Annotated in this window: 22 protein-coding genes; 19 read left to right on the forward strand and 3 right to left on the reverse strand. The window is 36.6% G+C overall.

All coding sequences use genetic code 11. The features are described from left to right. The first annotated feature begins 124 nt into the window (after positions 1-124). Positions 125-1,414 (forward strand): trigger factor, encoded by a 1,290-nt coding sequence (gene tig / locus AC3B5S_RS07640; RefSeq protein ID WP_489757865.1) that lies wholly within the window; start codon positions 125-127, stop codon positions 1,412-1,414. A 105-nt stretch (positions 1,415-1,519) separates the two neighbouring features. On the opposite strand, the gene AC3B5S_RS07645 is transcribed toward tig, so the two are convergent. Continuing rightward, on the reverse strand, positions 1,520-2,443 hold the full coding sequence (locus AC3B5S_RS07645) for a lactate/malate family dehydrogenase (protein ID WP_489757866.1): 924 nt from the start codon (positions 2,441-2,443) through the stop codon (positions 1,520-1,522). A 131-nt stretch (positions 2,444-2,574) separates the two neighbouring features. On the opposite strand from AC3B5S_RS07645, the gene clpX reads away from it, so the two are divergent. Next, entirely contained in the window at positions 2,575-3,828 is a 1,254-nt protein-coding gene (gene clpX / locus AC3B5S_RS07650) for an ATP-dependent Clp protease ATP-binding subunit ClpX (RefSeq protein WP_489757867.1), read from the forward strand. A 4-nt stretch (positions 3,829-3,832) separates the two neighbouring features. Next, the gene (yihA, locus tag AC3B5S_RS07655) at positions 3,833-4,414 is read left to right on the forward strand and encodes a ribosome biogenesis GTP-binding protein YihA/YsxC (protein ID WP_489757868.1); all 582 of its coding nucleotides are present in this window, start codon (positions 3,833-3,835) and stop codon (positions 4,412-4,414) included. A 78-nt stretch (positions 4,415-4,492) separates the two neighbouring features. Here yihA and AC3B5S_RS07660 read toward each other — a convergent pair whose 3' ends face one another. After that, positions 4,493-5,215 carry an SIR2 family NAD-dependent protein deacylase gene (locus AC3B5S_RS07660; protein ID WP_489757869.1) on the reverse strand — a complete coding sequence of 241 codons (723 nt, stop codon included), beginning with the start codon at positions 5,213-5,215 and terminating at the stop codon, positions 4,493-4,495. Between the two features lie 85 nt (positions 5,216-5,300). On the opposite strand from AC3B5S_RS07660, the gene AC3B5S_RS07665 reads away from it, so the two are divergent. Both AC3B5S_RS07665 and galE read left to right on the forward strand, forming a co-directional pair. After that, the gene (locus AC3B5S_RS07665) at positions 5,301-5,708 is read left to right on the forward strand and encodes an iron-sulfur cluster biosynthesis family protein (RefSeq protein ID WP_489757870.1); all 408 of its coding nucleotides are present in this window, start codon (positions 5,301-5,303) and stop codon (positions 5,706-5,708) included. Positions 5,709-5,952: 244 nt separating this feature from the next. Next, complete coding sequence (galE, locus tag AC3B5S_RS07670; protein ID WP_489790308.1) at positions 5,953-6,942, forward strand: UDP-glucose 4-epimerase GalE; 990 nt, start codon at positions 5,953-5,955, stop codon at positions 6,940-6,942. Positions 6,943-7,031: 89 nt separating this feature from the next. Here galE and AC3B5S_RS07675 read toward each other — a convergent pair whose 3' ends face one another. Continuing rightward, on the reverse strand, positions 7,032-7,178 hold the full coding sequence (locus AC3B5S_RS07675; protein ID WP_489757872.1) for an SPJ_0845 family protein: 147 nt from the start codon (positions 7,176-7,178) through the stop codon (positions 7,032-7,034). A 151-nt stretch (positions 7,179-7,329) separates the two neighbouring features. Here AC3B5S_RS07675 and uvrC point away from each other — a divergent pair, with 151 nt between their 5' ends. The 14 genes from uvrC to AC3B5S_RS07745 all read left to right on the forward strand — a co-directional run bounded on the left by uvrC (position 7,330) and on the right by AC3B5S_RS07745 (position 25,391). Continuing rightward, complete coding sequence (uvrC, locus tag AC3B5S_RS07680) at positions 7,330-9,141, forward strand: excinuclease ABC subunit UvrC (protein WP_489790309.1); 1,812 nt, start codon at positions 7,330-7,332, stop codon at positions 9,139-9,141. A 178-nt stretch (positions 9,142-9,319) separates the two neighbouring features. After that, a complete protein-coding gene (locus AC3B5S_RS07685) occupies positions 9,320-10,198 on the forward strand; it encodes a hypothetical protein (protein WP_489757874.1) in 879 nt (292 codons plus the stop codon). Positions 10,199-10,271: 73 nt separating this feature from the next. Beyond that, complete coding sequence (locus AC3B5S_RS07690; protein ID WP_489769722.1) at positions 10,272-11,174, forward strand: DUF4097 family beta strand repeat-containing protein; 903 nt, start codon at positions 10,272-10,274, stop codon at positions 11,172-11,174. A 407-nt stretch (positions 11,175-11,581) separates the two neighbouring features. Further along, the gene (locus AC3B5S_RS07695) at positions 11,582-11,872 is read left to right on the forward strand and encodes a WXG100 family type VII secretion target (RefSeq protein ID WP_489757876.1); all 291 of its coding nucleotides are present in this window, start codon (positions 11,582-11,584) and stop codon (positions 11,870-11,872) included. A 144-nt stretch (positions 11,873-12,016) separates the two neighbouring features. Then, the gene (gene esaA / locus AC3B5S_RS07700; RefSeq protein WP_489790310.1) at positions 12,017-15,001 is read left to right on the forward strand and encodes a type VII secretion protein EsaA; all 2,985 of its coding nucleotides are present in this window, start codon (positions 12,017-12,019) and stop codon (positions 14,999-15,001) included. Beyond that, the gene (locus AC3B5S_RS07705) at positions 14,979-15,497 is read left to right on the forward strand and encodes a hypothetical protein (RefSeq protein WP_489790311.1); all 519 of its coding nucleotides are present in this window, start codon (positions 14,979-14,981) and stop codon (positions 15,495-15,497) included. The genes esaA and AC3B5S_RS07705 overlap by 23 nt, the downstream gene beginning before the upstream one ends. Beyond that, positions 15,494-15,745 carry an EsaB/YukD family protein gene (locus AC3B5S_RS07710; RefSeq protein ID WP_489757879.1) on the forward strand — a complete coding sequence of 84 codons (252 nt, stop codon included), beginning with the start codon at positions 15,494-15,496 and terminating at the stop codon, positions 15,743-15,745. The genes AC3B5S_RS07705 and AC3B5S_RS07710 overlap by 4 nt, the downstream gene beginning before the upstream one ends. A 14-nt stretch (positions 15,746-15,759) precedes the next feature. Continuing rightward, entirely contained in the window at positions 15,760-16,923 is a 1,164-nt protein-coding gene (gene essB / locus AC3B5S_RS07715) for a type VII secretion protein EssB (protein ID WP_489769725.1), read from the forward strand. 5 nt (positions 16,924-16,928) lie between these two features. Continuing rightward, positions 16,929-21,320, forward strand: coding sequence for a type VII secretion protein EssC (essC, locus tag AC3B5S_RS07720; RefSeq protein WP_489790312.1), 4,392 nt, complete (start codon positions 16,929-16,931; stop codon positions 21,318-21,320). A gap of 14 nt (positions 21,321-21,334) precedes the next feature. Further along, positions 21,335-22,021: a class A sortase gene (locus AC3B5S_RS07725; protein ID WP_489769727.1), complete on the forward strand. Its 687-nt coding sequence runs from the start codon at positions 21,335-21,337 to the stop codon at positions 22,019-22,021. Between the two features lie 12 nt (positions 22,022-22,033). Continuing rightward, positions 22,034-23,458: a MucBP domain-containing protein gene (locus tag AC3B5S_RS07730; RefSeq protein WP_489757883.1), complete on the forward strand. Its 1,425-nt coding sequence runs from the start codon at positions 22,034-22,036 to the stop codon at positions 23,456-23,458. After that, positions 23,458-23,766 carry a YwqH-like family protein gene (locus AC3B5S_RS07735; protein ID WP_489757884.1) on the forward strand — a complete coding sequence of 103 codons (309 nt, stop codon included), beginning with the start codon at positions 23,458-23,460 and terminating at the stop codon, positions 23,764-23,766. The genes AC3B5S_RS07730 and AC3B5S_RS07735 overlap by 1 nt, the downstream gene beginning before the upstream one ends. 15 nt (positions 23,767-23,781) lie before the next feature. After that, entirely contained in the window at positions 23,782-24,060 is a 279-nt protein-coding gene (locus tag AC3B5S_RS07740) for a TIGR04197 family type VII secretion effector (RefSeq protein WP_489757885.1), read from the forward strand. 2 nt (positions 24,061-24,062) lie between these two features. Continuing rightward, on the forward strand, positions 24,063-25,391 hold the full coding sequence (locus tag AC3B5S_RS07745; RefSeq protein ID WP_489790313.1) for a T7SS effector LXG polymorphic toxin: 1,329 nt from the start codon (positions 24,063-24,065) through the stop codon (positions 25,389-25,391). The last annotated feature ends 489 nt before the right edge of the window (positions 25,392-25,880 follow it).

Consider the following 25,880-nt stretch of genomic DNA (forward strand, 5'->3'; position numbering starts at 1 on the left):
GTCTGGTGCGCCAGACTTTTTTTGTACATAAATTTTGGTCTAATAACGCTTTGGAACATTTACAAGTTATTTTATTTAGGGTAAGATGGATAAAGTATGAGATAATTAGTACCGGAGGGATATTATGGCTGCTAAAGCTGAATGGACGAAAGAAAAAGATCAAGATGGCAAATTAACTTTTGAAATTGATCAAGAGACAATTAAACAAGGATTAGATACCGCATTTAAACGTGTACGCAAAACTTTAAATATTCCGGGTTTTCGGAAGGGTAAAGTGCCACGTGTGGTCTTTGATCAAATGTATGGTGAAGAAGCATTATATCAAGATGCTTTAAATGCCGTTTTACCAATGGCATATTCTCAAGCAATTGATGAAACTGAAATTAAACCTGTTGGCCAACCAGAAATTTCAATTGATAGCATGGAAGCTGATCAACCTTGGAAAATTTCTGCAACCGTCGCTGTAGAACCAGAAGTAACTTTGGGTGACTATAAAGGTTTAGAAGTTAAGAAGCAAGATACTACGGTTTCTGCTGAGGATGTTGACAAAGATTTAGAACGTTTGCAAAAACAACAAGCTGAATTGGTCTTGAAAGAATCCGGCAAATCACAAAAAGGTGATACTGTTGTGATTGATTATAAAGGAACAGTTGATGGCAAAGCTTTTGATGGTGGCAGTGCCGAAAATTATTCATTAGAATTAGGTTCGAATTCTTTCATTCCAGGCTTTGAAGATCAATTAATTGATCATGAAAGTGGCGATGAAGTGGATGTCAAAGTTACTTTCCCAGAAGACTACCAAGCTAAAGATTTAGCGGGTAAAGAGGCTCATTTCCAAACGACAATTCATGAAATTAAAACCAAAGAATTACCAAAATTAGATGACGATTTTGCGAAAGACGTTGATGAAGACGTTGATACTTTGGCAGAATTGAAAACTAAGATTGAAGATCGTTTGAAAAAGCAACGGAAACAAATGGCTGAAGATGCAATTGAAACTGAAGCTGTTGATAAAGCTATTGATAATGCAACCTTCGAAGCAATTCCGCAAGCAATGATTGATACTGATGTTCAAAATCAAATTGATCAATACTTGGGCAACATGCAACGTCAGGGTATTAATCCCCAAATGTATTATCAAATGACTGGTACCACTGAAGATGATCTAAAGAAGCAATTTAGTCAAGATGCTGAAAAGCGCGTTAAGACTAACTTATTATTAGAAGCTATTGTTAAAGCTGAAAATATTGAAATTACGGCTGAAGAACGTGATCAAGAAGTTAAAGAATTAGCAGCTGATTATGGTATGCAAGAAGATGCTGTCAAGAATGCTTTGTCTGAAGAAATGCTTGACCATGACATTGCAATCAAGAAGGTCGTTGATTTAATGACTGACTCTGCAGTACAAAAATAATCATTTTGATCAAATAAAAAGCATTTTTCATTTCCCAGAATTTTTGTGGAGGAATTGAAAGATGCTTTTTTTATTGACTATTGACTAATTATTATCAGTAGCTATTTACTTTGCAACTTTAGCATAATTAGCTTTAATGGCAGTTACTGATTTTTGATAAGCTTGTTGTTCAGTTGCATCTAAAGGCACCGGAACGATGGCGCTAACGCCGGTTTGGCCGACTACGGCAACTTGTCCAATATAAATTCCATTGTGTGCGTCATAAGAACTAACGGGCATCGCAACCTGAGCGTCAGTCAAGACAGCTTCGATAATCTGATTAACAATCGTGGCAATACCGTTGTTAGTATATTCTTTGCCAAAGAAGATTTCATAACCACCGTTGGCTGTGTCATGGGTTAGTTGTGGTAAATCTAACGTCCAATTGTCAAGCGTTTGACCAGCAACCTTGACACTAGACCAAGCGACAAATAATGTGTCCCCGTGTTCTCCTAAAACGTAACCGCTAACATCATGAGGATTATGATTAGTGGCTTTGCCAACTACCCGGTGCATCCGCGCAGTTTCCAAACCGATACCCGTACCAATAATTTTCTGTGGCGCTAAACCAGTTTCTTCTTGTAATAACTTGGCGATCACATCGCAAGGATTGGTGATTGTGACGATGACACCATTGAAACCGGAGGCTTTAATTTTAGGTGCAATTTCATGAACCATCTGACTAGTTAAACCTAGTTCATAGTCCCGCTCGCCACCATGATCTAGTAAAGCTGAGATTTTACCAGGACAAAAAACTAACGCATCTAAATCGCTTAACTGAGACCAATTCTCGGCTTGATAATCTTGAATTTCAATTGTCATGTCGTTAGGTAATAATGCAATTTGATCTTGTAAGTCCAATTGCTCTGACTGAGCCTTTTTCATATTCTTATCGACCAAAACTAATTTGCCGACTTGTCCTCTTTGCGCCATTACTAATGCCGTCGTGGCTCCAACATGACCTTGTCCAATAATTCCAACCTTATTCATATCTGTGCTCCCTACTTTCGTGTATAATTAAGAAGAGTAAAAGTTTCTTTTTTTACTTTTCTTAAGGTCTATGCTAAGCTTTTTATTGCAAAAAAGATAGCTTGAGACTGAAATTGGGAGGAAATAATTTTATGTTTGATAGTACCAGTGATAACGGGGCAATTGTTTGCTCGTTTTGTGGTAAGTCCCAAGACCAAGTCCAACGAATTGTTGCTGGTCCTGGAGTTTATATTTGTAATGAATGTGTTGATTTATGTAAACAAATTATTGATGATGCAGTCGATGAAGAAGAAACTCTCGAAATTACGGATTTACCTGCACCCAAAGAAATTATGGCCATTTTGGATCAATATGTCATTGGTCAACAACAAGCTAAGAAAAATTTGGCAGTGGCAGTTTATAACCATTATTTACGTGTCAATAGTCAAGTTAAAGATGACGATCAAGCCGTAGAAATGCAAAAAAGTAATATTGCGTTAATCGGACCAACAGGTTCTGGTAAAACTTATTTAGCACAAACTTTAGCCAAAATTTTACAAGTTCCTTTTGCTATTGCTGACGCTACTACGTTAACAGAAGCGGGCTATGTTGGTGAAGATGTTGAAAATATTTTGTTGAAGTTATTGCAAAATGCGGATTTTGATGTCGACAAAGCCGAACACGGCATTATTTATATTGATGAAATTGATAAAGTTGCGAAAAAAAGCGAGAATGTTTCCATTACCCGTGATGTTTCTGGTGAAGGAGTGCAGCAAGCTTTATTAAAGATTTTAGAAGGTACAATTGCTAATGTTCCACCACAGGGCGGTCGGAAACATCCACAACAAGAAATGATTCAAATTAATACGCGCAATATTTTGTTCATTGTTGGTGGGGCTTTTGACGGCATTGAAGAAATTATTAAAAATCGCCTGGGTGAAAAAACGATTGGCTTTGGCATGGACAATAGTCAACAAGTAAATGTCGATGATTCAGCCCAGTTAATGAGTCAAGTTATTCCGGAAGATTTAATGAAGTTTGGGATTATTCCTGAATTTATTGGCCGGATTCCAGTTATTACGACTTTGGATCAATTAACCCGGAATGATTTAGTTCAAATCTTAACCCAACCTAAGAATGCCCTAGTTAAGCAATATCAACGCTTATTTGCTTTAAATGATGTCAAGCTAGAGTTTAATCAAAATGCTTTAGAAGCAATGGCCGATTTAGCTTTGAAGCGCAATACTGGTGCGCGGGGCTTAAGATCAATTATTGAAGCCACTTTGATGGATACGATGTATGAAGTGCCTAGTCGGGACGATATTAAGCGCGTGGTGGTTACGAAAAAGTCAGTTGAAGGTTCACAAAAGCCTTCACTATATGATAGTAAAGGTAAGGTTGCCTAAACTAATGCAGATTAAAGATGTTACTATGGACTTAAGTGCCGTGAGTGCTAGTCAGTATCCTACTGATGGTTGGCCTGAAATTGCCTTGGCGGGGCGCTCTAACGTTGGCAAATCATCCTTAATTAATACTTTAATTCAACGGAAAAATTTTGCACGTACTTCTAGTACTCCCGGTAAAACGCAAACTTTGAATTTTTACGGAATTAATCAGCAGTTATACCTGGTTGATGTTCCCGGTTATGGTTATGCGAAAGTTTCCAAACAAAAGCGGGCGGCGTTTGGCGCAATGATTGAAGAATATTTGACCACGCGCAAACAATTACGGGGAATGATTATTCTAGTAGATGGTCGCCGGGCGCCCAGTGCAGATGATGTTTCTATGTATCAATTCGTCAGTTACTATAAAATTCCGACATTGGTAGTGGCCACGAAGATGGATAAGGTTAAACGCAATCAATGGAATAAAACGGTCTCACTAGTTAACCATACGTTAGACTTGAATCAACGTGATTCATTACAATTATTTAGCTCAATGACCAAAGCAGGCCGCGATGAAGTTTGGACTTGGATTGCAGATCATTGTTAACTGATATTAGTATATTTAAAAAAAACTAGAACTAACTGGCAAAGTGGTTCTAGTTTTTTTATGGTGGGGCTTAATAATTTATAAACTGGCTTTTAAATCAGTTAAAATCTGGTCAAGTGAACCATTGATGAAGAGATGGATCTGTTGTGGGACATTAATAGGTTGATCATTTAAAACGACTAATTGAGCTTGATTAGCGGGTAAGCCGTGTCCCAATTTTGTTCCTAAAGCAAGAATTAAATCGGCTGTTTGGATTAATTTGTTTCCGGCTAAGACGCGTTTTTTGATTGCCACCATATTCCGTAAAACAAAAACCGGTAAAATTAGTGAATGATCAATGGGACAATAGGGGACAGTGTGTTGTTGGATGAAGTTCAGATCAAAAAGGTGATGCTGTTTGACACAATAGTTTTCATTAATACTGCCCCAATATTCAACGACGTTTTGCGTCCCAGCTAAAGCGTGTAGATGATCTAAGTTATAAGTGATAATACCTTGAAAATACTGTTGTTCAGTTAATTGATTAATAATTTGGTGAGCAATGCTAGGTTGACTAGCGGGACGAAAATGGGTCAAGCGGTATAATTGATAAAACGTTTGAGGCTGCTGCTGAGCAAACCGGTTCGTCAAAAGTTCCATTAAAGGTACGCAAGCAATTGGATTGTGCAAAGCTAGCTGGTTCATGGCGTTTAAATCAGGATAACCGCTAGCAGTTGATAAACCTGCACCTGTAATTAAAACGGTCTTGCGTGCAGTTAAGAGCATTTGCTTTAATGTGCTCAGTTGCTGTTCATAGTTCATTTTTGAAGGCCTCCCACCAGTCTTAAAGTAATTATGGTGTTATAATAACGCCATTCTAGTTAGAAAACTACAAGGAGGTTGCAGGATGTTTGTAAAGCTTGATCAGTCTGTTCAGAAAAGGTTACAACAGTATGCAGATAATTCCAAACTAACAATTTTACTAAATTTTGATGATGGGGTCGGCGTTTATTCAAAAGTGCAAGCAACTTGTGGACTGGAAGTTAGTTTTAATTTAACGATTGTTAACTCCAGTGCGGATTTAATTGATTTTAACGACCACGTTGAAACTAGCTTAGGGAACTTCTTAGTTAAAGGTTATTCGAAAGAATTCTTAGATACCAATAACCGTTTAATCCAAGACGCTGCTGGTACGATTCAATTAATTGGTGATAATTCTGGTGTGATTGATAATAGTGTGCCAATTATTGACTTATCTAAGGAGCAACAACCTCCTCAAACGCGTTTGGAAAAGATTGACAATATTGCCAATTAGGGTTGGGTGTTTGGTCAAATGATGTTAGTTGTACGAAATAATTGGTCAGATTCGTAGAAATTAAAAATCCCCGAAATGAAACTTAATTTCGAGGATTTTTAGTTATGTAGAGTCAATATCTTCTGTTAAATCCTAAACTGATAGGCTTTTGGTATGAAACTGGAATTAATTGGTATTCATTCTGGGAAGTGATTATAATAAAATTAAATGAAATAATAGACGTTTTCTCAATGGAGGTTTGACAATGGCAGTTTTAGTTTTAGGTGGTGCGGGTTACATTGGCTCACACATGGTAGACTTATTGGTGCAAGAGCAAGAGGACGTGGTCGTGGTCGATAATTTAAGCCGCGGTCATCGTGATGCGGTTCCGGCCAGTGTGCCATTCTATCAAGGCGATATTCGTGACCGGGACTTTTTGGAGCAAGTTTTTACAGAACAAGATATTGAAGCAGTTTTTCATTTCTGTGCTTATATTCAAGTACCCGAATCAATTGAAAAGCCTAATGACTATTTTGATAACAATGTAGTCGGTCTAATTAATCTGATTCACGTGATGAATGACCATCAAGTTAAAAAGTTGATCTTTTCATCTTCAGCCGCGGTTTATGGTACGCCAAAGCAAGTTCCAATTAAAGAAGATGACCCCAAAGATCCCATTAATCCTTATGGACTAACGAAATTGATGATGGAACAAATCATGCGCTGGGACGGCGCGGCATATGACATTCAGTGGTTAGCTTTTCGGTACTTTAATGTGGCAGGGGCCCGGTTAGATGGTGACTTGGGTGAAGATCATCATCCGGAAACACATTTGATTCCGATTGTATTGCAAGCTGCTTTAGGCCAACGTGATCATGTCGATATGTGCGGTAATGATTATCAAACTCGTGATGGTTATAATGTGCGCGATTATGTACATGTCTTAGACTTAGTTCAAGCTCATTACTTAGGTCTCAAATATTTACGGCAAGGTGGTCAAAGTGACTACTTTAACATTGGTTCTAAACAAGGTTTCACTGTTAAGGAAATCGTCGAGGCAGCGCGCAAAGTTACCGGTGTGAATATCAAAGCTATGGATGCGCCCCGCCGTGGTGGTGATCCAGATTCTTTAGTAGCTGATAGTAGTAAAATTCAAACCATTTTAGGTTGGAAGTCCCAGTATACGGATATTGATACTATTATTGATTCCGCTTGGCGTTGGTTACAAAGACACCCTGAAGGTTATGCTAAATAATTAATGCAATAGTAAAAAAATAGAGGTTGAATTCAAAGTCATTTGGCAATTGAGTGCTAGAACTTTGATTTCGACCTCATTTTTATTAATTATTTTTTCTTGTGATCTTTAGCCTGTTTCAATTTGTTTTCGGTTTGTTTAACGGCATCTAGATTTTTTTGAGTTTCATCTGGTAAAGAAGCAAATTTATCAAATAAACTTTCAAAATTATTTTCTTGTTTGACAGTTAGACCCACAATTTCACCTTCTTTAACTAGGTTAATTACTCTGTCAGTATAGCATATTTCAGCTATTTATTGTTGAAACTCAGATTTGGTAAATCAATTGGTATTTTGTTAAACACGGGTTAAAATATAAACAATAGTTGACGCAATTAGGAGATAAAAAATGGCGACAGAATATTTAGAGCATAAACTAGCATTATTGCCAGATCGACCGGGCTGTTATTTGATGAAAGATATTAATGCGAAAATTATTTATGTAGGTAAAGCCAAAAATTTAAAAAATCGGGTTCGATCTTATTTTAAAAGTTCGCATGAAGGCAAAACGGCTAAGTTAGTCAGTGAAATCCGCGATTTTGAAACGATTGTGACGTCAACTGATAAGGAAGCTTTTTTACTGGAAATTACTTTAATTCAAAAGCATCAGCCCTACTTTAATATTAAATTAAAGAAGGGGACTGGGTATCCATATATTAAAATTACTAATGAACGCAACCCCCAGATGATTATCACTGGTCAAGTCAAAAAAGATGGTGGTTTTTATTTTGGCCCTTATCCGAACGTGTATGCGGCAGAAGAAACCCTGAATTTTTTACAGAAAGTGTATCCTTTAAGACGGTGTAGTGGTTATCAAGGCCGGCCGTGTTTATATTACCATATGGGACAGTGTTTGGGAGCCTGCTTTCAAGAAGTACCAACGCAAAAATATGAACAGCAAATCAAAAAAATTAAAAGTTTTTTGAATGGTAATGTCGGGACCATCAAAAAGCAATTAACACAAAAAATGAACACCGCGGCGGCTGATTTAAAATTTGAACGGGCAGCGGAATTACGCGATCAAATCCACTATATTGAACAGACCGTGGAAAAGCAAAAAATTATTTCGAATGATCATACACCGCGTGATTTATTCAACTTTTATGTTGATAAAGGCTGGATTTCTATTCAAGTCTTTTTCATTCGCCAAGCTCGCTTAATGAAACGTGAAAAACGAATTTTCCCTTGCATTAATACGCCTGAGGAAGAATTGGCAACGTTTATTTTACAATTTTATAATCGGAAAAATAATGTGTTACCGCGTGAAATTTTAGTTCCGAAAGAAATCGATCAAGCTTCATTGACAGAAATTTTGCATGTCCCTTTTCGGACTCCACAACGGGGGACCAAACGTGATTTGTTGGTAATGGCTAAAGACAATGCTAAATTGTCATTGGAAGAAAAGTTTCGGCTATTAGAATTAGATAATCGCCAAACAGTTGGGGCTCAAAAGCAAATTTTTGATGCTTTAAGTTTACCGTATGGGCATGTGATTGAGTCCTTTGACCATTCGCATATTCAAGGTGCTGATGCGGTTTCGGCCATGGTGAGCTTTGTTGATGGTAAGCCGGTTAAGTCCAATTATCGCAAGTATAAAATTAAAGATATTTTAGAACAACATAATGGAGCGGATGAAGCTGCTAATACGCGGGAAGTGATTTATCGTCGGTATTCACGGTTATTAAAAGAACATAAGCCCTTGCCGAATTTAATTTTGATGGACGGGGGCTTGATCGAACTACGCGTAATTTTAGATGTTTTGCATAATGAATTAGGGATTCACATTCCGGTGGCAGGCATGGTTAAAGACGACCATCATAGTACGTCACATCTGATTACTGGTGAGGACGGGGCTGTGGTACCGTTAGATCGCAAAAGCCAAGGCTTTTATTTGTTGCAACGGATTCAAGACGAAGTGCACCGTTTTGTTATTACCTATCACCGCCAAACGCATAGCAAAAATGCGCTGTCTTCACAATTAGAAAGTATTAAGGGTGTGGGGCCAAAAACGCGGATTAAATTATTGAAAAACTATGGTTCAGTTAAAAAAATTAAGGATGCTCCTGTCGAAGATTTGATGAAACTAGGAATTTCGCAAACGACAGCACAAACGATTAAATTATCGTTGTCTCTGACACCAACGCGCAAGATTGGTAAGTAAATTAGTTGCATCAAAGAGTAGTTATAATTGCTAGCGAGGAAAGAAATTCTGAAAAATAAAGCGGACAAAAGACAACTGCGTTTTGGTGTAAGCTTCAAAGAAAGCGTTGACAAAAATGAGTGATTTTATTAACATTTTTAAGTAAAGGTTAATTTTACGTCTTTAGGAGTGATTGTTAATGAAATTAAAGCATATGCAAGGAATGCTGTCGTTTTTGTTAGTACTTTTAGCTATTTTATTGGCGTCAAACAGTAATCTTGTCTCTGCTGCTAGTGCCACTAAGTATGAGAGTTATCAGTCGTTTAACCATGCTTATATCAACATTGCTGATGTAAACATCAATTTTAAATTAGGCAAAAAGTTTCATGTGGTGCTGCCGACCAAGTATCATACGTTAACTTTTCGTGATAAAAATAATTATCTTTATATTAATCAAGAAGATGAAGTTCAAAAAAAATTTCCTAAACCTACTTTGACCATTACTGTACCGAATCAAAATTCTATTCACAAATTAAATCTAGATGTAGATGATTGTGATCACGTGTCTATTAGTGGCTTGTCAATTAAGCAAATTAAGCTGGATACCTCAAATACCCATTATGATTTGAACAAGGTTTCAGTATCCCAAAAATTCAAAATTAGTAGCGATGATAGTAGCTATCATTTCCAGCAAAGTCAGCTACAGCATCTTACTTTTGATGATGATAGTGGGCGATATCAGTTTGCTAATTGTCAGTTAGATAACGTCAAAACGATTAGTGATGATATGGATGATACACATTTAAGCTTGAATCATTCTAGTTTAAAAAATGCGCAGGTCAATTTTGATGAACTATATATGAAAGCTACTAATGGTGCCCAATTTCTGGGGGAAAATGTTTTTAATGGTGATGAGATGCACCTAACTTTGGGCAAGATCAATCCTGATGTACGCTTAATGGACGATGACGTATTAACAGTCAATGCGCCAAAACGCAATTTAATTAAGAATTTAAAGCATAATCAGAGCAAAGATAATCGATTAAAAATTGAGGTTGAAGAAGGTACGCTTAAATGACGCTTAATTCGTTTTTATTGTTGCCTTAACTTTTTATGTTTATCATTTGAATTATTTGGGGAGAAAATTTTTAATGAAGTCAAAATATTATATTCAATACTTAATATCAATTGTGCTATTATTGTTTGCGGTCTTGATAGGCGTAAACAATAATTGTGCAACATCCGTAGCTGCTAATGTGCGAACATATCAAAGTAATCAGCCCTTTGATCATGTTCATATTGGTATTGTTGATGCCAATGTCAATATCAAACAGGGCAAACAGTTTCGGGCATATTTCCCGACAAACTATCATATTATAACTTTTCGCAATCAAGATCATTACTTGTATATTGAACAAAAAAATCATGGGGTGCGCAAACATGTGAAGCTGAGTTCACCCAAACCGACGATTACGATTACGGTACCGAACAAAGATGCTATCAAAAAGTTAGACCTTGGTTTAGACGACGGTCAGGTGACTCTCAATGACTTGTCCATTCAACAACTGAAGATAAATTCTTCTGATGCTCAGTACAACTTGCAAAATCTGGCGGTTACCCAAAGGTTGAGGATTGATAACGAAGGTGGTCGTTATCAGGTACAAAATAGTAACCTCAATAATGTAGCGTTTGATGATGATGATGGTCAATACCAATTTGATCAGTGTCATTTAACTAATGTTACTACCATTAGTGATGGTTTTGATGATACAAATTTGAAATTCAAAGATGCTGTTTTAAATGGATCTAATATTAATTTTGAAGATTTGAAGATGAAAGTCACTTTGAAGAACACTAAATTGCTCGGGCAGAATGTTTTTCATGGTGATGAATTAGCCTTAGCGTTAGATAAAGGAACTTCTGATGTACATCTAATGAGGAAGGGTAAACTCAAAATTAGTTTTTTCAAGCGTCAAACAATCCAGCGTCTGCAAAATAATCATAATAAAAAGAATGTGCTAAAAATAAAAGTTACAAAGGGGACAATTAAGTAATTAGCTTTAGAAATAATGTGGCTTGAAGTTTTATTAAAATATTTGAATTATCTGAAGTGTTGCTGAATGATTTCAGCAACACTTTTTTTGTATTGTAATTTTGAAGCTGACGTTTAAACATTCTATTGAATAATAAATAGTTATTATTATTTTTTAGTTCTTTTAGCAGTAATTAACTCAAGCTATCAATGCTAATCTATTAATTTTGACTATAAAAATTAGTAGTTAGTACATTATTCGAAAATTTAAATAGAATTCAACTTTGCCTTTTCTTAAAGTATAACAATCTGTTCTTTTTATATTAATAATTGACTAAAATAATATTAAAAAAATAATGAAAATTTTAATATTATTGATATAATATGCTTATCTCTTTTTTAAGAGGTTTAAATTTAGGAGGGATTACTGTGGCAGGACAAATAGCCGTTACACCAGAAGAACTGAGATCACAAGCAACGCATTATACACGTGGAGCGGACAGTGTAGATAACGTATTGAGTGATTTAAAGAGTACTCAAGAACAAATTCGTGCTGAATGGAAGGGGAATGCTTTTGAAAAGTATGATGTGAAATTTCAAGAATTATCCGGAAAAGTAACACAATTTTCACAGCTCCTCAGAGAAATTAAGGCGCAGTTGGATAAGTCAGCGCAAGCAATGGAAGATGCTGATAATCAAATTGGTCAAGCTTGGAGTTAATTAGTTTTAGTCAAGAGTGGTTTATTAAGGATCGCTCTTGGCGTTACATAAGTAATAAAAGTCCGTACATAGCTTTATAACCTTGGTTTATTAAGTAATTTAACCAGCTATGACTCAACTATGATAGTACAGGAAGATAGGTTTTTGATTAAACGACTATTACATTTTATACAAACCAACAATAAAAATATTGTCGCGATTATTTTAATAATATTAGTGACTTTAACGATTGCCTTATTTGCATTCAGAACTAAGCAAACCAAAGATCCGAATGCGAATAAAGTATTGCAAGTAGGCTTAGTTAATGAAGATAACGGTGGTCAATTTAATGGCAAACAATATAATTTTGGCCGAGATTTTGTCAACCTATTAACGCGCAACCATGATATTTCGTGGTATTCCATTCCACGTGATGTTGCTGAAAATGGCTTAAAGCATCGACGGTATGATTTGATTGTGATTTTACCATTTAATTTTTCTAATAAGATTCTCCAGTTTCAAGCGGCTGATTTTAAAAAGATTCGGGTTTTATATAAAATTCGTGAAAATAAAAATCCTACTTTACGCAATAAGATTACACAATTGAATAATCAAATCTTAAATAAACTCAATTACAAAGTTACAGAAATGTATTTAGCTAGTATTTTGTTTAACTTACACCAAGCGCAAAAACATCTAGAAGTAGTTAATATGAATGAACAACAGTTGAGTAGTAATTTAAAAGGTAACCTGAATAATCCCTTGGCTGATTTGATTAAAGAATATAGTCAGACGCAGCCCAATGCTAGCGATAATCCGGTCAGCGATTCGAAGGATAATGCAGGTGCTGAGCAATTACAAAATTTATTGCAAAATCAAGGCATTAATGGTTTACAACAAATTAATCCCCAAGCTCAAGAGCTGCAAAGTCAAGCTAATCAGCAATTAAATGAACTTAATACGCAAGCTAATTTTGTAATTCAAGCTAATAATCGGCACTTTTTAGATTTAGTATCTAATCAATATGATGCTTTTCAAACCATTATCAATGATGACTATTTTAATTTGAATCAATTACAAGCTCCATCTATGCAAAAACAAATTAGTGACTTATTGAATTCACCTGTTTGGTTATCAGAGACTGATGATGCGCTGGTTCAAGAATTGCAAAATCAAAAGCTACAATTGGGGTTAACTCGGGATAAATTAAATCAATGTTTAGCAACATTGCAATCCAATGCAGTAGGTAACGCCAATGGCACTAGTGTAGTTGGTGATGAACAAGTTAGTTCTGTGCGGCAGCAATTGCAAACAATGATTAATACAGCCATCACGCAATTACCTAGTAATAGTAGTCAAATTTTGCAACAAATCAGTAGTGACGGTGAGTTAACGAGAGAGCAAACTCAAAGATTACAAGTCGAGTGGGCTGCTGTCAATGACTTTCAAACAACAGGTTCCTTTCAAGGACAAGAAGTTGCGCTTCAACAAGCAACTTTACCACCAGCTAATCAACCCCTAGTGTTAAATCTGCCAGCCCATCAAAGCGTCTTTTTGAATATCAGCAGTACCCAAGTTGACCTCAATAACCTAGCACGTCAGTTGGAAGAAAATAATTTGCCAGTAGTTATTCAAGATCAAGGTTTAGCTATTAATAATTTGGGCGACCAACAAAGTTTAACTTTATATCCGCAAGTTTTGACTGAGCAACCCGTCAATTATGCCATGACAATTGATGCTCCAGCACTAACGCAAGGAATACTCACTAACTTGGTTCAGAATCACAGTGGCAATTTAAGTCAACCATATTTGGATTTCATCATTACTTTAAATCAGGCTTATACGTTCATCACCACGTTCAACAGCTTACAATTAGAGCCCAAGACAACAGCTACAGTACCGGCAAAGACTGTTTCTACGTTTGATGCGAATTTAGAACAAAAATTATTAGCCATTTTAATCAACGTGCATAGTGCTGAAGATTCCATCACTAAATTACAAACGCAGTATGAGGAACAATTACAACAAAACCACCAAGCGCAGGCGGATTTTCAACAATTGGTTGTTAAGATTCAAAAGTTGTATCAGGAACAATTAGCTAGTTACCGGCAACATCAAACCATGATTTCACCGGTCGTGGAGTTCAATACACAATTGTTAAGTGACCCCGCACCATTAGATTTTTCGCCACTGATGAAATTGGCACAACAAAGTAGTACACAGGCCGAACAAACAAATTCTCAATTGCAAGCGTCCTTACAACAAATGCTGAGTCAGTCGCAACAATTAGATCAAAACTTGACGAGCCAAGCGCAAGCCACAGCGACGATTGATAGTGATTCTAAAGCATTTGTCCAGCATGGTAATAAATTACTGCAACAAGCGAAGGTACTCCTTAATAATTGGCAGCAAGTTGTGGCCACTAATGCTGACTACAATCACAATTTTGGTCAGTCAATGAGTAATACTAAAAATGATGATAATGCTGCTCGCAAAATTTACGGCAATCTGGCTCAGCCGCTAAAATTTCAAAATGTGGGGACAATTCGCAATCTTAGTTCGATTTTTCCTTATTTTTTAACACTAGCTAACATTATTATTGGCGGTTTTGCGGCGTTGCTGATTGTCGGTAATGATCAGCACAATCGCCAACTTAAACCATTTAAAGTAGCAGACCATTGGGAATTACCGACAACCGGTTTGGGGTTGTACCAACAATATGCTTTGATTTTAGTTTTAGGAATTAGTTTCTTAGTGGCCTGGACGACGCGCCCGTTATTGCGCCACCTTTTGTATCCACAACTGTGGTTAATAATCGAAACTTTGATTCAAGCGACAGTGATTGAAGCCGCCATCGCGTTATTCAAATTTTTGCGGTCAGTCGGTAAATTTATTTTTGTTTTCTTCTTTATTGAATATATTTTTTACACGCCGGCATTGGGTCAATATTTAACCAAAAGTCCTGGAGTTGGTTTCTTTTTGAAATATACTTCGCCATTTCAACAAATAGAAGACGTTTACTCAAATGTTTTTACTAATCAAGCAGATAATGTCCTGATCATTCTGATTTTTAGTGTGTTGCTATTAGTTTGTTTAATGGTTAATTGGTTATTTAAGGAAAAATTATATGTTACAGAAATTGAAACTTAGCTGGTTATTAGTTGTAATCATCCTTATTGGCGGATGGAGTTTCCAAAATATTGATCTTTTGGCAGCCCGAAGGTCTTTGGATGACGGCAAGATGACAATTAATAATACGATTTTAAACAGCAATCAAGATACCAGTGAGGCAAGTTCAGCTAGTGCTAAGCTGAGTGCGAATGATTTCTTTTTTCGGCAGGATAGTTTTGAGCAACAACAACGCCAACGAAGACAGCGTTTTTCACAAAATACGCAATTAACGCAACGGCAATTATTTACTAACCAATGGTCTGCTAAACCAGATTTATTAGTTCAACACACCAAAGGACGACTTTTTCAAGTTCCAGAATCAATTTCGGCAGCTCATACCAAACGTCATCAGCAGACTACTTCATGGCGAAAACTGAAATACATTCTATTAATGATGCTGGCATTATTTTTTATTGGCATCGGTTGTTGGTTAGGGAAGCACAAACGCATGATTAGGAGATTTTTTAAACGATGAAATATATTAACGTCACCATTTTGATCCCAGCTGCGAATCATTATGTCCAAGATTTGAGACTGCCCATACAATTGACAGTCAATCAACTAATTGCGCTCTTAATTGATGATTTAGCTCAACGAGCAATTGCTCTCAATACAAGATTACTTAATGTAATTAAAGTGCAGACGAAAAGCTTATTGTTGGTTAACACAGATTTATTAGCAGACTTTCCTTTAGCAGACGGCGATATTTTACAAATTTTTTAGTGGAGGAGCAGCAATTGGCTAAGCAAAGACAAGGATTTGAAATTGATGGCTATCAATATCAATTCAATTATTTAAAATCAGGAAGCATTACCGAAGAATTAACGGCTGATAGTGTTCAAGATGCTCAATTGATTGATTATTTAGGATTAAAGCAAGATCAATTAGTACCATTAATAATCAAGCCACAAGATCAAGCTTGGCAACTGCAATATCAGGTGGCTGCTGATTGGCACAATTTTCAACAATTGGCTAGCGACTTATCGCGAGTTGATAAAATTCGCTTATGTTTGAATTTACTAGAGCTTTGGCAATTACGTAATTCACGAATTGTGCCCGTAGTGCACCCTGATAATATTTTTTTTGACGTCAACTTACGACCCAAAGTTTTACACCGTGGAGCGGTAGGTATTGTGACGCCCCAAACGCATGCTCATTTATTAAAGCAATTGAAAGCTTTTATCGTGATGGTGTTAGCCAATAAGTATACATTTAATCGCTTGTATAAAGGCTTAATGGCTGATAAGAGTTTTGCTGGTTTGAAGTATCAGAAAATCATTCGTGCCAAAAGCGTTGCCACTTTAAAAGAGCAGCTACAAGTTTTGTATCAACAAGCTTTGACTGTTGAACAGAAGCAATTAGTCGTCGCCTCAAAAAAGCAATTTAATCTTTATCACTGGGGATTTTTATTGGAATCAGTGGTCACGACACTGGTCGGTTTAGCGCTGATTTATTTATTAATGGTTGTTGTGCCGCAAAAACAATCCTTAGCTGAAGGAACGGGCTCTTATTTGCAGCAAGATTATGATCAGGCCATTAATCACCTGAGCAAAATTAGAGTTCAACAAATGCCGAAAGTTCAACAATTAATGCTCGCCAAATCTTATGTTCATGTTGATAATCTCAATCATCAACAAAAAGCTAATATTAACAAATCACTAAATATGAATTCTGATCCTAACTATTTAAAATATTGGATTTATGATGGACAAGGCAATTTTAACCAGTCATTGGATGCTGCCAAATACTTAGGAGATCAGCAATTAATCTTGTTTTCGTATACTAAATTATATTCACAAGCGAACAATAATCCGCATTTAACCGGTGCTAAGAAGCAGAGATTATTGAATAAATATTCGAAACTAATTAAAGCTTATACGAAAAAATTACAGAAAGAATAGAAGACATGGCTGAAATTTATCAATTATATATCTGGTTAAAGACGAGCTACTCAGTGTTGAAATTAGATACCACTGAACAAAATAATTTTACTTTAAGTACTGATTATCATGATACTTATTATGTTCCAGAACTAGAGCAACCACTTGAATTGACGATTAATACGGATGCTCAGTTTTGCTTAGCTGACCAAGTATTAGAATTGGGACAAGTAATAACAATTCAACAACATATCCAACTTTTAATCTTGGCTGATACACTAATTCCACTCAGTTTTGATGTTAACCAGCTCAACATGGGACAGCCTTTAAGTTTAGGAGCTAACGCATTCAATGATATTCAAATAGCGATTAATTGTGATTTTCTCATTCAAAAGACAGCTGATGCCAAACAGTTTCAAGTAATGGGCGCTTTTAAAACGCCAGTCTATTTAAATCATAGTTTAATAACAACCACAGTAATTAATTTTACTTATGGGGATGTGCTGGCGATTGATGGGTTAGAAATAACTTTGCAGCCTGATAATTGGTTAATCGTGAAAGATTTGTTGCAGCAATTTGTCAAAAGTACCCTGTTTTATCGGCAACAAATAAAGCACTGTTATTCAGATGATTATCCAGAGTATCATCGCTCACCGCGGGTGATCCGTGCTTTACCGACAGCTAAAATAACTTTAGATGCACCACCCATGCCCGCAGAAATTACTAAAAATAAATTATTAAAAACGATTACGCCGCCGTTGGTAATGGTTGCTGCTTCGGTTGTAATGGCAGTAATTAGCCATAACATGACCACCATGATTATGATGGGAGCGATGAGTTTGACAACGACTGCTTTTGCGATTAGTAGTTACTTTAATGATAAAAAAGAACAAAAGCAAAAAGCTAATCAAAGAGTGCAAGATTATCATGATTATTTACAAACTAAAATTGTGGAGATTCAATCACAAAAGCACCAAACGCGCTCGGCCTTAACTTATCACTTACCATCACCGCAAACGATTAGTCAATTGATTTTGCGTAATAGTGCGCGGATTTATGAGAAAAACAAATTTCAAACGGACTTTTTAACGGTCCGTTTAGGGTTAGGTAATTTTACCGGACAATATCAAGTTAATTTTTCGCCGCAAGAATTAAAGCATGATGCGTTATTAGACAAAGCAAAAAAGATTTATCAACAGGCACTTCAGGTGGAACACTCGCCATTAGCAATTAGTTTGTTGTCCGCAGGGGTGGGACTAATTGGTGATCAAGTCCAAGTCAATCAGGCTTTGCAGAATTTGGTGCTACAAATTGCGGCCTTTCAAAGTTACCATGATGTCCGGTTCGTTCCAATTTTTGATAGTCAGCAACAAGATTTTTGGCAAGAGTTTCGATGGTTAAAACATTTTCGTTCTAGTGATAGTAATACGTTAAATTTTGTTGATGATGATCAAACGCGTGACCAAATATTAACGGCCTTATTGCAACTATTAAAAGAGCGCGAACAAGCTGTGAAAGAAAAAGAAAACAAAGATCAAAAAATTAGCTTCGCACCGTATTACATTTTGATTGTACAAAATGAAGAATTGATTATTAATCATGGTATTATGGAATATTTGTCACACGATATTTCTGAACTTGATGTCGCAGTGATCTTTGTAAAGCAGACATTGGCTGATTTACCGGAACATATTGAGACAGTGGTCGAATATTATGATAGTCAGCAGGCAGAAATTGTGATTGAGAACGGTCAACTAACTTCTCAAAAATTGGTTCCGGACGCTCTGGAAACAATTGATTTAGAGGCGACCGTGCGACATTTAGCCGCCTTAGACCATAAAGAAAGTCTCAAAAATTCTTTACCAACATCTGTGGGTTTATTGGAATTGTACGATGTTAAAACCGTGACAGAATTACAATTGCAAAAACGTTGGTCAGTCAATCTTCCCTATAAAAGTTTAGCTGTTCCGTTAGGATTACGTGGTAAAGATGATTTAGTTAAATTGGATTTGCATGAACGGGCACATGGTCCACACGGTTTAATTGCCGGAACGACAGGTTCAGGAAAATCCGAATTAATTCAATCGTATATTGCTTCATTAGCAATTAACTTTCATCCCGACAACGTGGCCTTTTTGTTGATTGATTACAAGGGCGGTGGCATGGCGAACCTTTTCAGTGAATTACCGCACTTATTAGGGACCATTACAAACTTAGATGGTAGTCAAAGTTTAAGAGCTTTAGCGTCAATCAAAGCTGAGCTAGAAAAGCGGCAACAGTTATTTGGCCAATATCAAGTTAATCATATTAATGAGTATCAAAAATTGTATCATGACGGCGTTGCCGAAGAAGCTATGCCCCATTTATTTTTAATTAGTGATGAATTTGCTGAATTAAAATCCGAACAACCCGATTTTATGCAGGAATTAGTTTCAACAGCGCGCATTGGGCGTTCATTAGGTATCCACTTAATTCTTGCAACGCAAAAGCCGAGTGGAGTGGTTAACGAACAAATTTGGAGTAATTCTCGCTTTAAAATTGCGCTAAAGGTTCAAGATCAAGCGGATTCCAATGAAATTTTGCATACGCCGGATGCAGCTTCAATTGTTGAACCAGGGCGCGCCTATCTGCAAGTTGGTAATAATGAGATTTATGAGTTGTTTCAAAGTGCATATAGTGGACAAGATTATCAACCAGTCGCTTCTAAAAAGCGCACAGCGCCACCGCTTTATTTAATTAATGAGTTAGGCCAATATGAAAACTTATCAGTTGATTTAAGTGGTCTGACCTATCTTGATACGCAATCTCAAGCAACGAAGGTTTCTGAGTTGACGGCGGTGATCAATTACATTGCACAATTTGCGCAAGATCAAAATATTGCGCGGTTACCTCGACCATGGTTACCACCTTTAGCAGCCCAATTATTTTTGCCAGATTATGTTCAAACTGATTATCAACAGAATTGGTCGCAGGCGCAATTTAATTTACGAGTGACGCTTGCGATGACTGATTATCCGGACCAACAAGCGCAAAGGCCTTTGCTTTTGGATATGCTGCAAGCCAAGCATTTAGCAATTTTTGGGAGTCCTGGTTATGGGAAAAGTACATTCGTTCAAACTTTAATCTTGAGTTTATGCCAACAAAATTCGCCCGAGCTGTTGAATGTTTATTTACTAGATTTTGGAACCAATGGCCTGTTACCTTTGCGCGATTTACCACAGGTGGCTGATTGGATTCGAATTGATGAAACAGAAAAGATTTTAAAATTTCAAGAGATTATTGAGCAGGAATTGAATCACCGCAAGCAATTATTGAGTTTAGTAGGTGTTGCCAGTTTAGAACAATATCTTACAACAACTTCCGAGCAATTGCCGATTATTGCAATTGTGGTTGACGCAATGGATTCAGCGAAAGAAGTGGCTTGGAGTGAGCAGTTTAATTATCTTTTGGACAAGATTACTCGCGAGGGAGCTAACGTCGGGATTTATCTAATAATTACTGCTAATCGCCAAGCAGCTTTGAGAATGCAATTATTGGCTAATATTAAAACGCAAATCTCATTGTTCTTATTTGACCGGAATGAAACTACTGATATTGTGGGTCGTTCGCAGCTGGTTGTTGATGATCAACCGGGGCGAGGATTGATGAAGTTAGATACTGTGCGCTTATTTCAAACTTTGCTTCCAGCTAAAGGTAGCAGTTCTTTGGAAATCTTGGAAAAGGTCAAACAATTAGCACAACAAATGCAGGCCAGTTGGCAAGGAAAACTGCCCGATAAGATTCCAATGATTCCTGAAGAATTAACTTTGGCACGCTTCCAGATGATGGCAACGACCAGTCAGCGACAGTTAGCGTTAGGTTTGGATACAGCAACAACCAAGCCAGTGGTTTTTGATTTTGATCAAGATAAATATTTTGTGATTTTAAACGATACCGAAGAACAGCAACATCTGTATGACAATTTAGTTAGACAGCAATTAGCCCAAAGCGAGCATTGTGCCACAATAATTATTGATAATCAACAATCAGAGTCTGAGATTGTTGCGGTTTTACATCAAATGGAAGCAATCATTCGTTCAGAGCACACAATGCAAGAATATTTAATTTATTTCGCCGATTTTGAAGAAATTGTTAACATCGCTGAACAAAATCAGATTAAGTTATTGTATTTATTGCATCAGGGGCAAGCCAATGGCTTACACATTGTCATTAATACTTATCTTAGTTATTTAACCAGTAGTTTTGATGAGTTAACCCGAACCTTAAAAGCGGAAATTAAAGTTGGCATTCTGGGAACGCGCTTAACAGATCAAGATTTAGTTAGTTTTAAATATATCTCTAACGAAGATTATCTGAAGGATGACGAGGGCTATTACTTCAAAAGACGATCTTATAAGAAAATTCGCATACCCAAATAAAGGAAGTGTTAATTATGAAAAAGCAAACAATAAAAGCGCTCTTGTCTGGGTTAATCATGATCTGTAGTTTAGGCTTAATTGGCTATGGCGTAATTAGTAGTCCACCAGGACATGATTGGTTGATGGCGCACTACTTAAAACAAGATCAAATGCTGACGCGGCAAAAAATTGTGCATAATCAACATCAAAAGGCTAATTTTGATCCACAAGAAGTTCATGCCATTAAGGCGCAAGACTTATTACGAGCGTGGAATAATTCAGTGCAGCCGATTGGTTACATGGCGATTCCTGCAGTCCAAATGAAAAATCGAATTTTTAAAGGCTACGGATCGCGTGGTGATAACTTGCTTTACGGTGTAGCCACTATGAAGCCGAAGCAGGTGATGGGAGCAGGAAACTACGCTTTGGCTGGTCACTATATGCACAATCAAACCATTTTTCATAATTTACATCGTGTCAAAGTCGGGAATAAGGTTTATCTAACAGATTTAAAATTGATTTACAAATATCAAGTAACTAGGGTTTTAACCGGTGTTTCGAATCGACGGGTGGACTTGATTGATGATCAGCTAGTAGCACCACAAATTACACTGATAACGTGTGAAAATTTGACGACTAGTAATTTGCGGACTGTGGTCCAAGGCGATTTGTTGGGAACTTACACAGTTACAGCAGCAAAATTGCGCAAATTAGGGATTTAGGGGAGATTGGATATGAAAATTAAACTGACGACTATATTTTTGATATTCACTTTATTGATGGGAACAGTAGTTAGTAGTTGGACTAGTGTTCAAGCTGAAACTTTTAACTTGAATAACACGCGAGCAGATAACTTACAGCAGTTACAAAAAAGTTATGTAAAACAAAAAACCATTACTGAAACGCAGCCAACTGCTGGTGGACCGTTGGCTGATCCCGTGGAAATGGGAAGTGTGACAGTTTTATATATTAACTTTGATACTGGACAAACAATGGACAGTGTTACCTTAAAAGGTCAAGTTGGGGCTCCCTATTATGCTGAAGAAAAAACATTTCATGATATGAAATTAAAAGATGTGACGGGTAATGTGAACGGCACGTATGCTAAAGAGCCCCAGTATGTATATTTTAGTTACCGGTCCAAAGATAGTGCAGTTAACGATAATCAAAACCAAGTAGCGGCTACTGGTGCGGTTAATGTTCAATTTGTGGATGAGGCGGGTGAATCTATTCAGAATGCAGTGACAATTACGGGCAATGTGGGTAGTAATTACAGTGTGGATCCGCACAATTATGCGGTGAACAATTATGAATATGTCAAAGCAGATGGTAATTTAACGGGGCAATTTACCGCTAGTCCCCAAACTGTAACTTTGGTTTACAAGGGAAAAATGACTACAGGGAAGTTAACGGTTCGCTATTTGATTGAAAACTCTACTCTGAGTGTAGCCAGTGACTTGGTCATGGCTGGCAAAATTGGTGATGCTTATACTGTGTCCCAAAAAGATATCCCAGGCTACATTTACGACCATGCTGAGGGGCAAACTTCCGGCACATATACTAAAGAGCCTCAAACAATTACTTTTATTTATAAGAAAGATCAACAAGTAACCGGTCAAGATGTAACAGTGCGGTATTTAGATGAAAAAACCAATGAAGAAATTGCTAATAACGTCATTTTACGGGGCAATGTGGGTGAGACCTACACAATTGAGCGTTTGAAAATTAACGGTTACTCGTTTGAGCGTATTGTTGGTGCAGACAATGGGACTTTTACTAACAACAAACAAACAGTAACACTTTATTACAAAGCAGGTTCTAATAATAATGCTGATAGTGATTCAGGTAAGAATGATGCTAACACTAATCAGTCCAATACTACAGACCATGCCAATTCGAGCTCAACCAGTCAACCGACTGAAAATTTAAATAATGGTGGAACCAATGATTCTGGTGGCGGCGGTACACAACTACCGCCCAAGTCAAATGGCGCGATAGATCCGACTAGTAACGACTCGGCAACTAAGGGAGACAGTGCAACGTTGCCGCAAACTGCAGATTTGCATGAACAAACAACGGGGTTATTAATCTTAGGAATCTTATTGATGACAAGTGTCATTGGAAGATTGGTTTGGAAAAGAGTGAGGGGGTTTCAATAATGGGAAAAAATGCGGTGGCAATTCGAGCATTACAGATGAAGATTGCTAAATTACAAAAAGCGAAAATCAATTTGCAAAAAGGCCAAACTAAGTTAAAAGCCAACATTGATAAAATTACAACAGGTTATACGTCTATTTCTAATAGCGAATGGCGTGGTGAGCGAAAAAATAAATTAGCTAATGACTATGATCAATTTCAACAAAGTAGTCGGCACGATTATAATGTTTTTCAACAAAATATGAGCATAATTGATGACAAAATTCAGGAATTACAAGCAGAATGTGCGCGGCTAGCAGCGGTTAATTGATGAGGAGATAAGTTAATGGTAAAGATAGCAATTAAGATTAATGCTTTTGAACAAAGGGTGACTGAGGCTCGGGGAGCGGCAACTGATTTAGGACAAAAGAATTTAAAGTTACAGCACTTTTCCCAGACTAATGCTGCACCGTTTATGCAGATGCTAACATTAAGTAATAAAATGGATAGTCTGATTAAAAAGTATTGTAGTGTGGTTAATAATGATGTGGCACAATTTAAAAAAACAGAAGCGCAATTAGTTAAACAAGATCAGAAGTTAGCACAAGATCTGGGAGGTCGTTAATTATGGTCAAAGTCCGTATCAAAGAGGTGATTGATAATAAGCAAGTGCTGGATCGTAAAGGACAGGCGCTGCAGAGTAGTTTGGTTACAGTCAGTACGAAGATGACGGCTGTACCACAAACACCAGGTTTTTCCGGTCAAGCCAAGCGTGCGATGGCCAATTATGCCAATAAAACTCATCAAACCTTAAATCATAATTTAGTTAATGACTTAACGGAATTACAGCAACAGTATCAACGTTTAATTCAAGTGTTTGCTAGTGAAGTGGACTCCAGTCCAGATGCGGTGTTAGATTCCAATTACATCAAAGCAATTGCAACTAAGTTCAAAGCGAGCCAAGCACCGCTAGAAGATGCGCTTGAAGAGTGTAACCGAGCGATTAGTTCTGTTGCGGATATTGTAAGCTTGCGGCGTCTCAGTAATGATCCTGTGAACGATGTCAAAAAGATGGTGCGCTCAGCTAACAAAACGGTGGAGAAATTGCAGCAATTTAATAGTCGTCGCCCAACAGCAACGATGCAAGGCCTGAATCAACAAACTGTGAAATTGGGATCGGAAATTAAAAGTATTGACACAGTCAAGAGTCAAAAGGAACAACGCTTGATTAATAAGTTGATCGAAAATCTTAAGGGTGTGGTTAATAGTGATGACTACAAACGGATCAAGATGTTAGCAAAAGCTGATCCTAAAAAAGCTCTGACAGCAATTTTGGAATCTAAAGAGATGATGACTGCCATTAGTGAGAGTCCTAAATTAGTTAAGGAAATTAGAAAGGTGGTAGTAGCAGCGACTATTTCCGCTAGTGGACGCGAACTAACGATATTAAATCAGTTTTGGCAAGGGGTTAAAAAGGGAACGGGATACTTTAACAAATTTAATAGATATGTTCCAGACGTCATCAATGGCAGGCTGGGACATCTTGGTAAAACGGCACTAGGAAGTTTTAAAGCTATCAAAAAAACCGGCATTACCGAATATGCGACGAAGAAAGCTTTAGGTTGGGATTGGATATTAAATTCTGGAGCAGATTATGCTGATCAAAAGCACCATGATTTAGGACGAGCTATTAGTGATGGAGCGATTGATACTATTTTTGATACTGGACCAGTTAAAGGGGCATTGTTAACAGTTGCTGCAGTTGGAGCATTTGTTAGTCTTACGCCAGAAATAGTATTAGCATCTGTAACAGTTGGTTCATTATTTGGAGGTTTTATTTTGTATAAAAAATTTAGAAATCCTACAATTATAGATAAGACTAAAAATAACATTTATAAAATAGAGAGAAAATATGGTAAAGATGTTTCTAAAATAAATAGGCAGTTCTCTTTTTAGAGTTATAAGGTGTATATGCTATGAAAATATTTAATTTATCTTTTAATCAGAGCCATAAAATAGTTAAGTTCGAAATTAACAGTTTGTTAAATGAATCAAAAAATAAAATATATGGCAGAAAAAGGAAAAACATAAATACTTTTTTGGGATTTTTAATACTCTATGTTATAGAACTGGTTTTTTTTATATTAAGTCATTTAAACAAAACATTTTTGATAAAGCCTATATCAATATTCTTAATTTTTCAATTTATAATATCTTCTTTAGTGCTTTTTAGGTCTTTTTTATATAAAAATATAATATTAAAACGAATTTCAGAAAGTGCAGTTATACTACCCATATTTTTTATAATATCAATTATTATTGTAACTTATATTATTTTTGACATACGACGATATTTTTTGGGATTAGAAAAAATGTTATTACAAATACTATATTTTAATGCTATCATATTTGGCGCTTTTATAACTTGTAATTCTTATTTTAGAC

Source organism: Bombilactobacillus sp. ESL1094 (genome assembly GCF_058107425.1).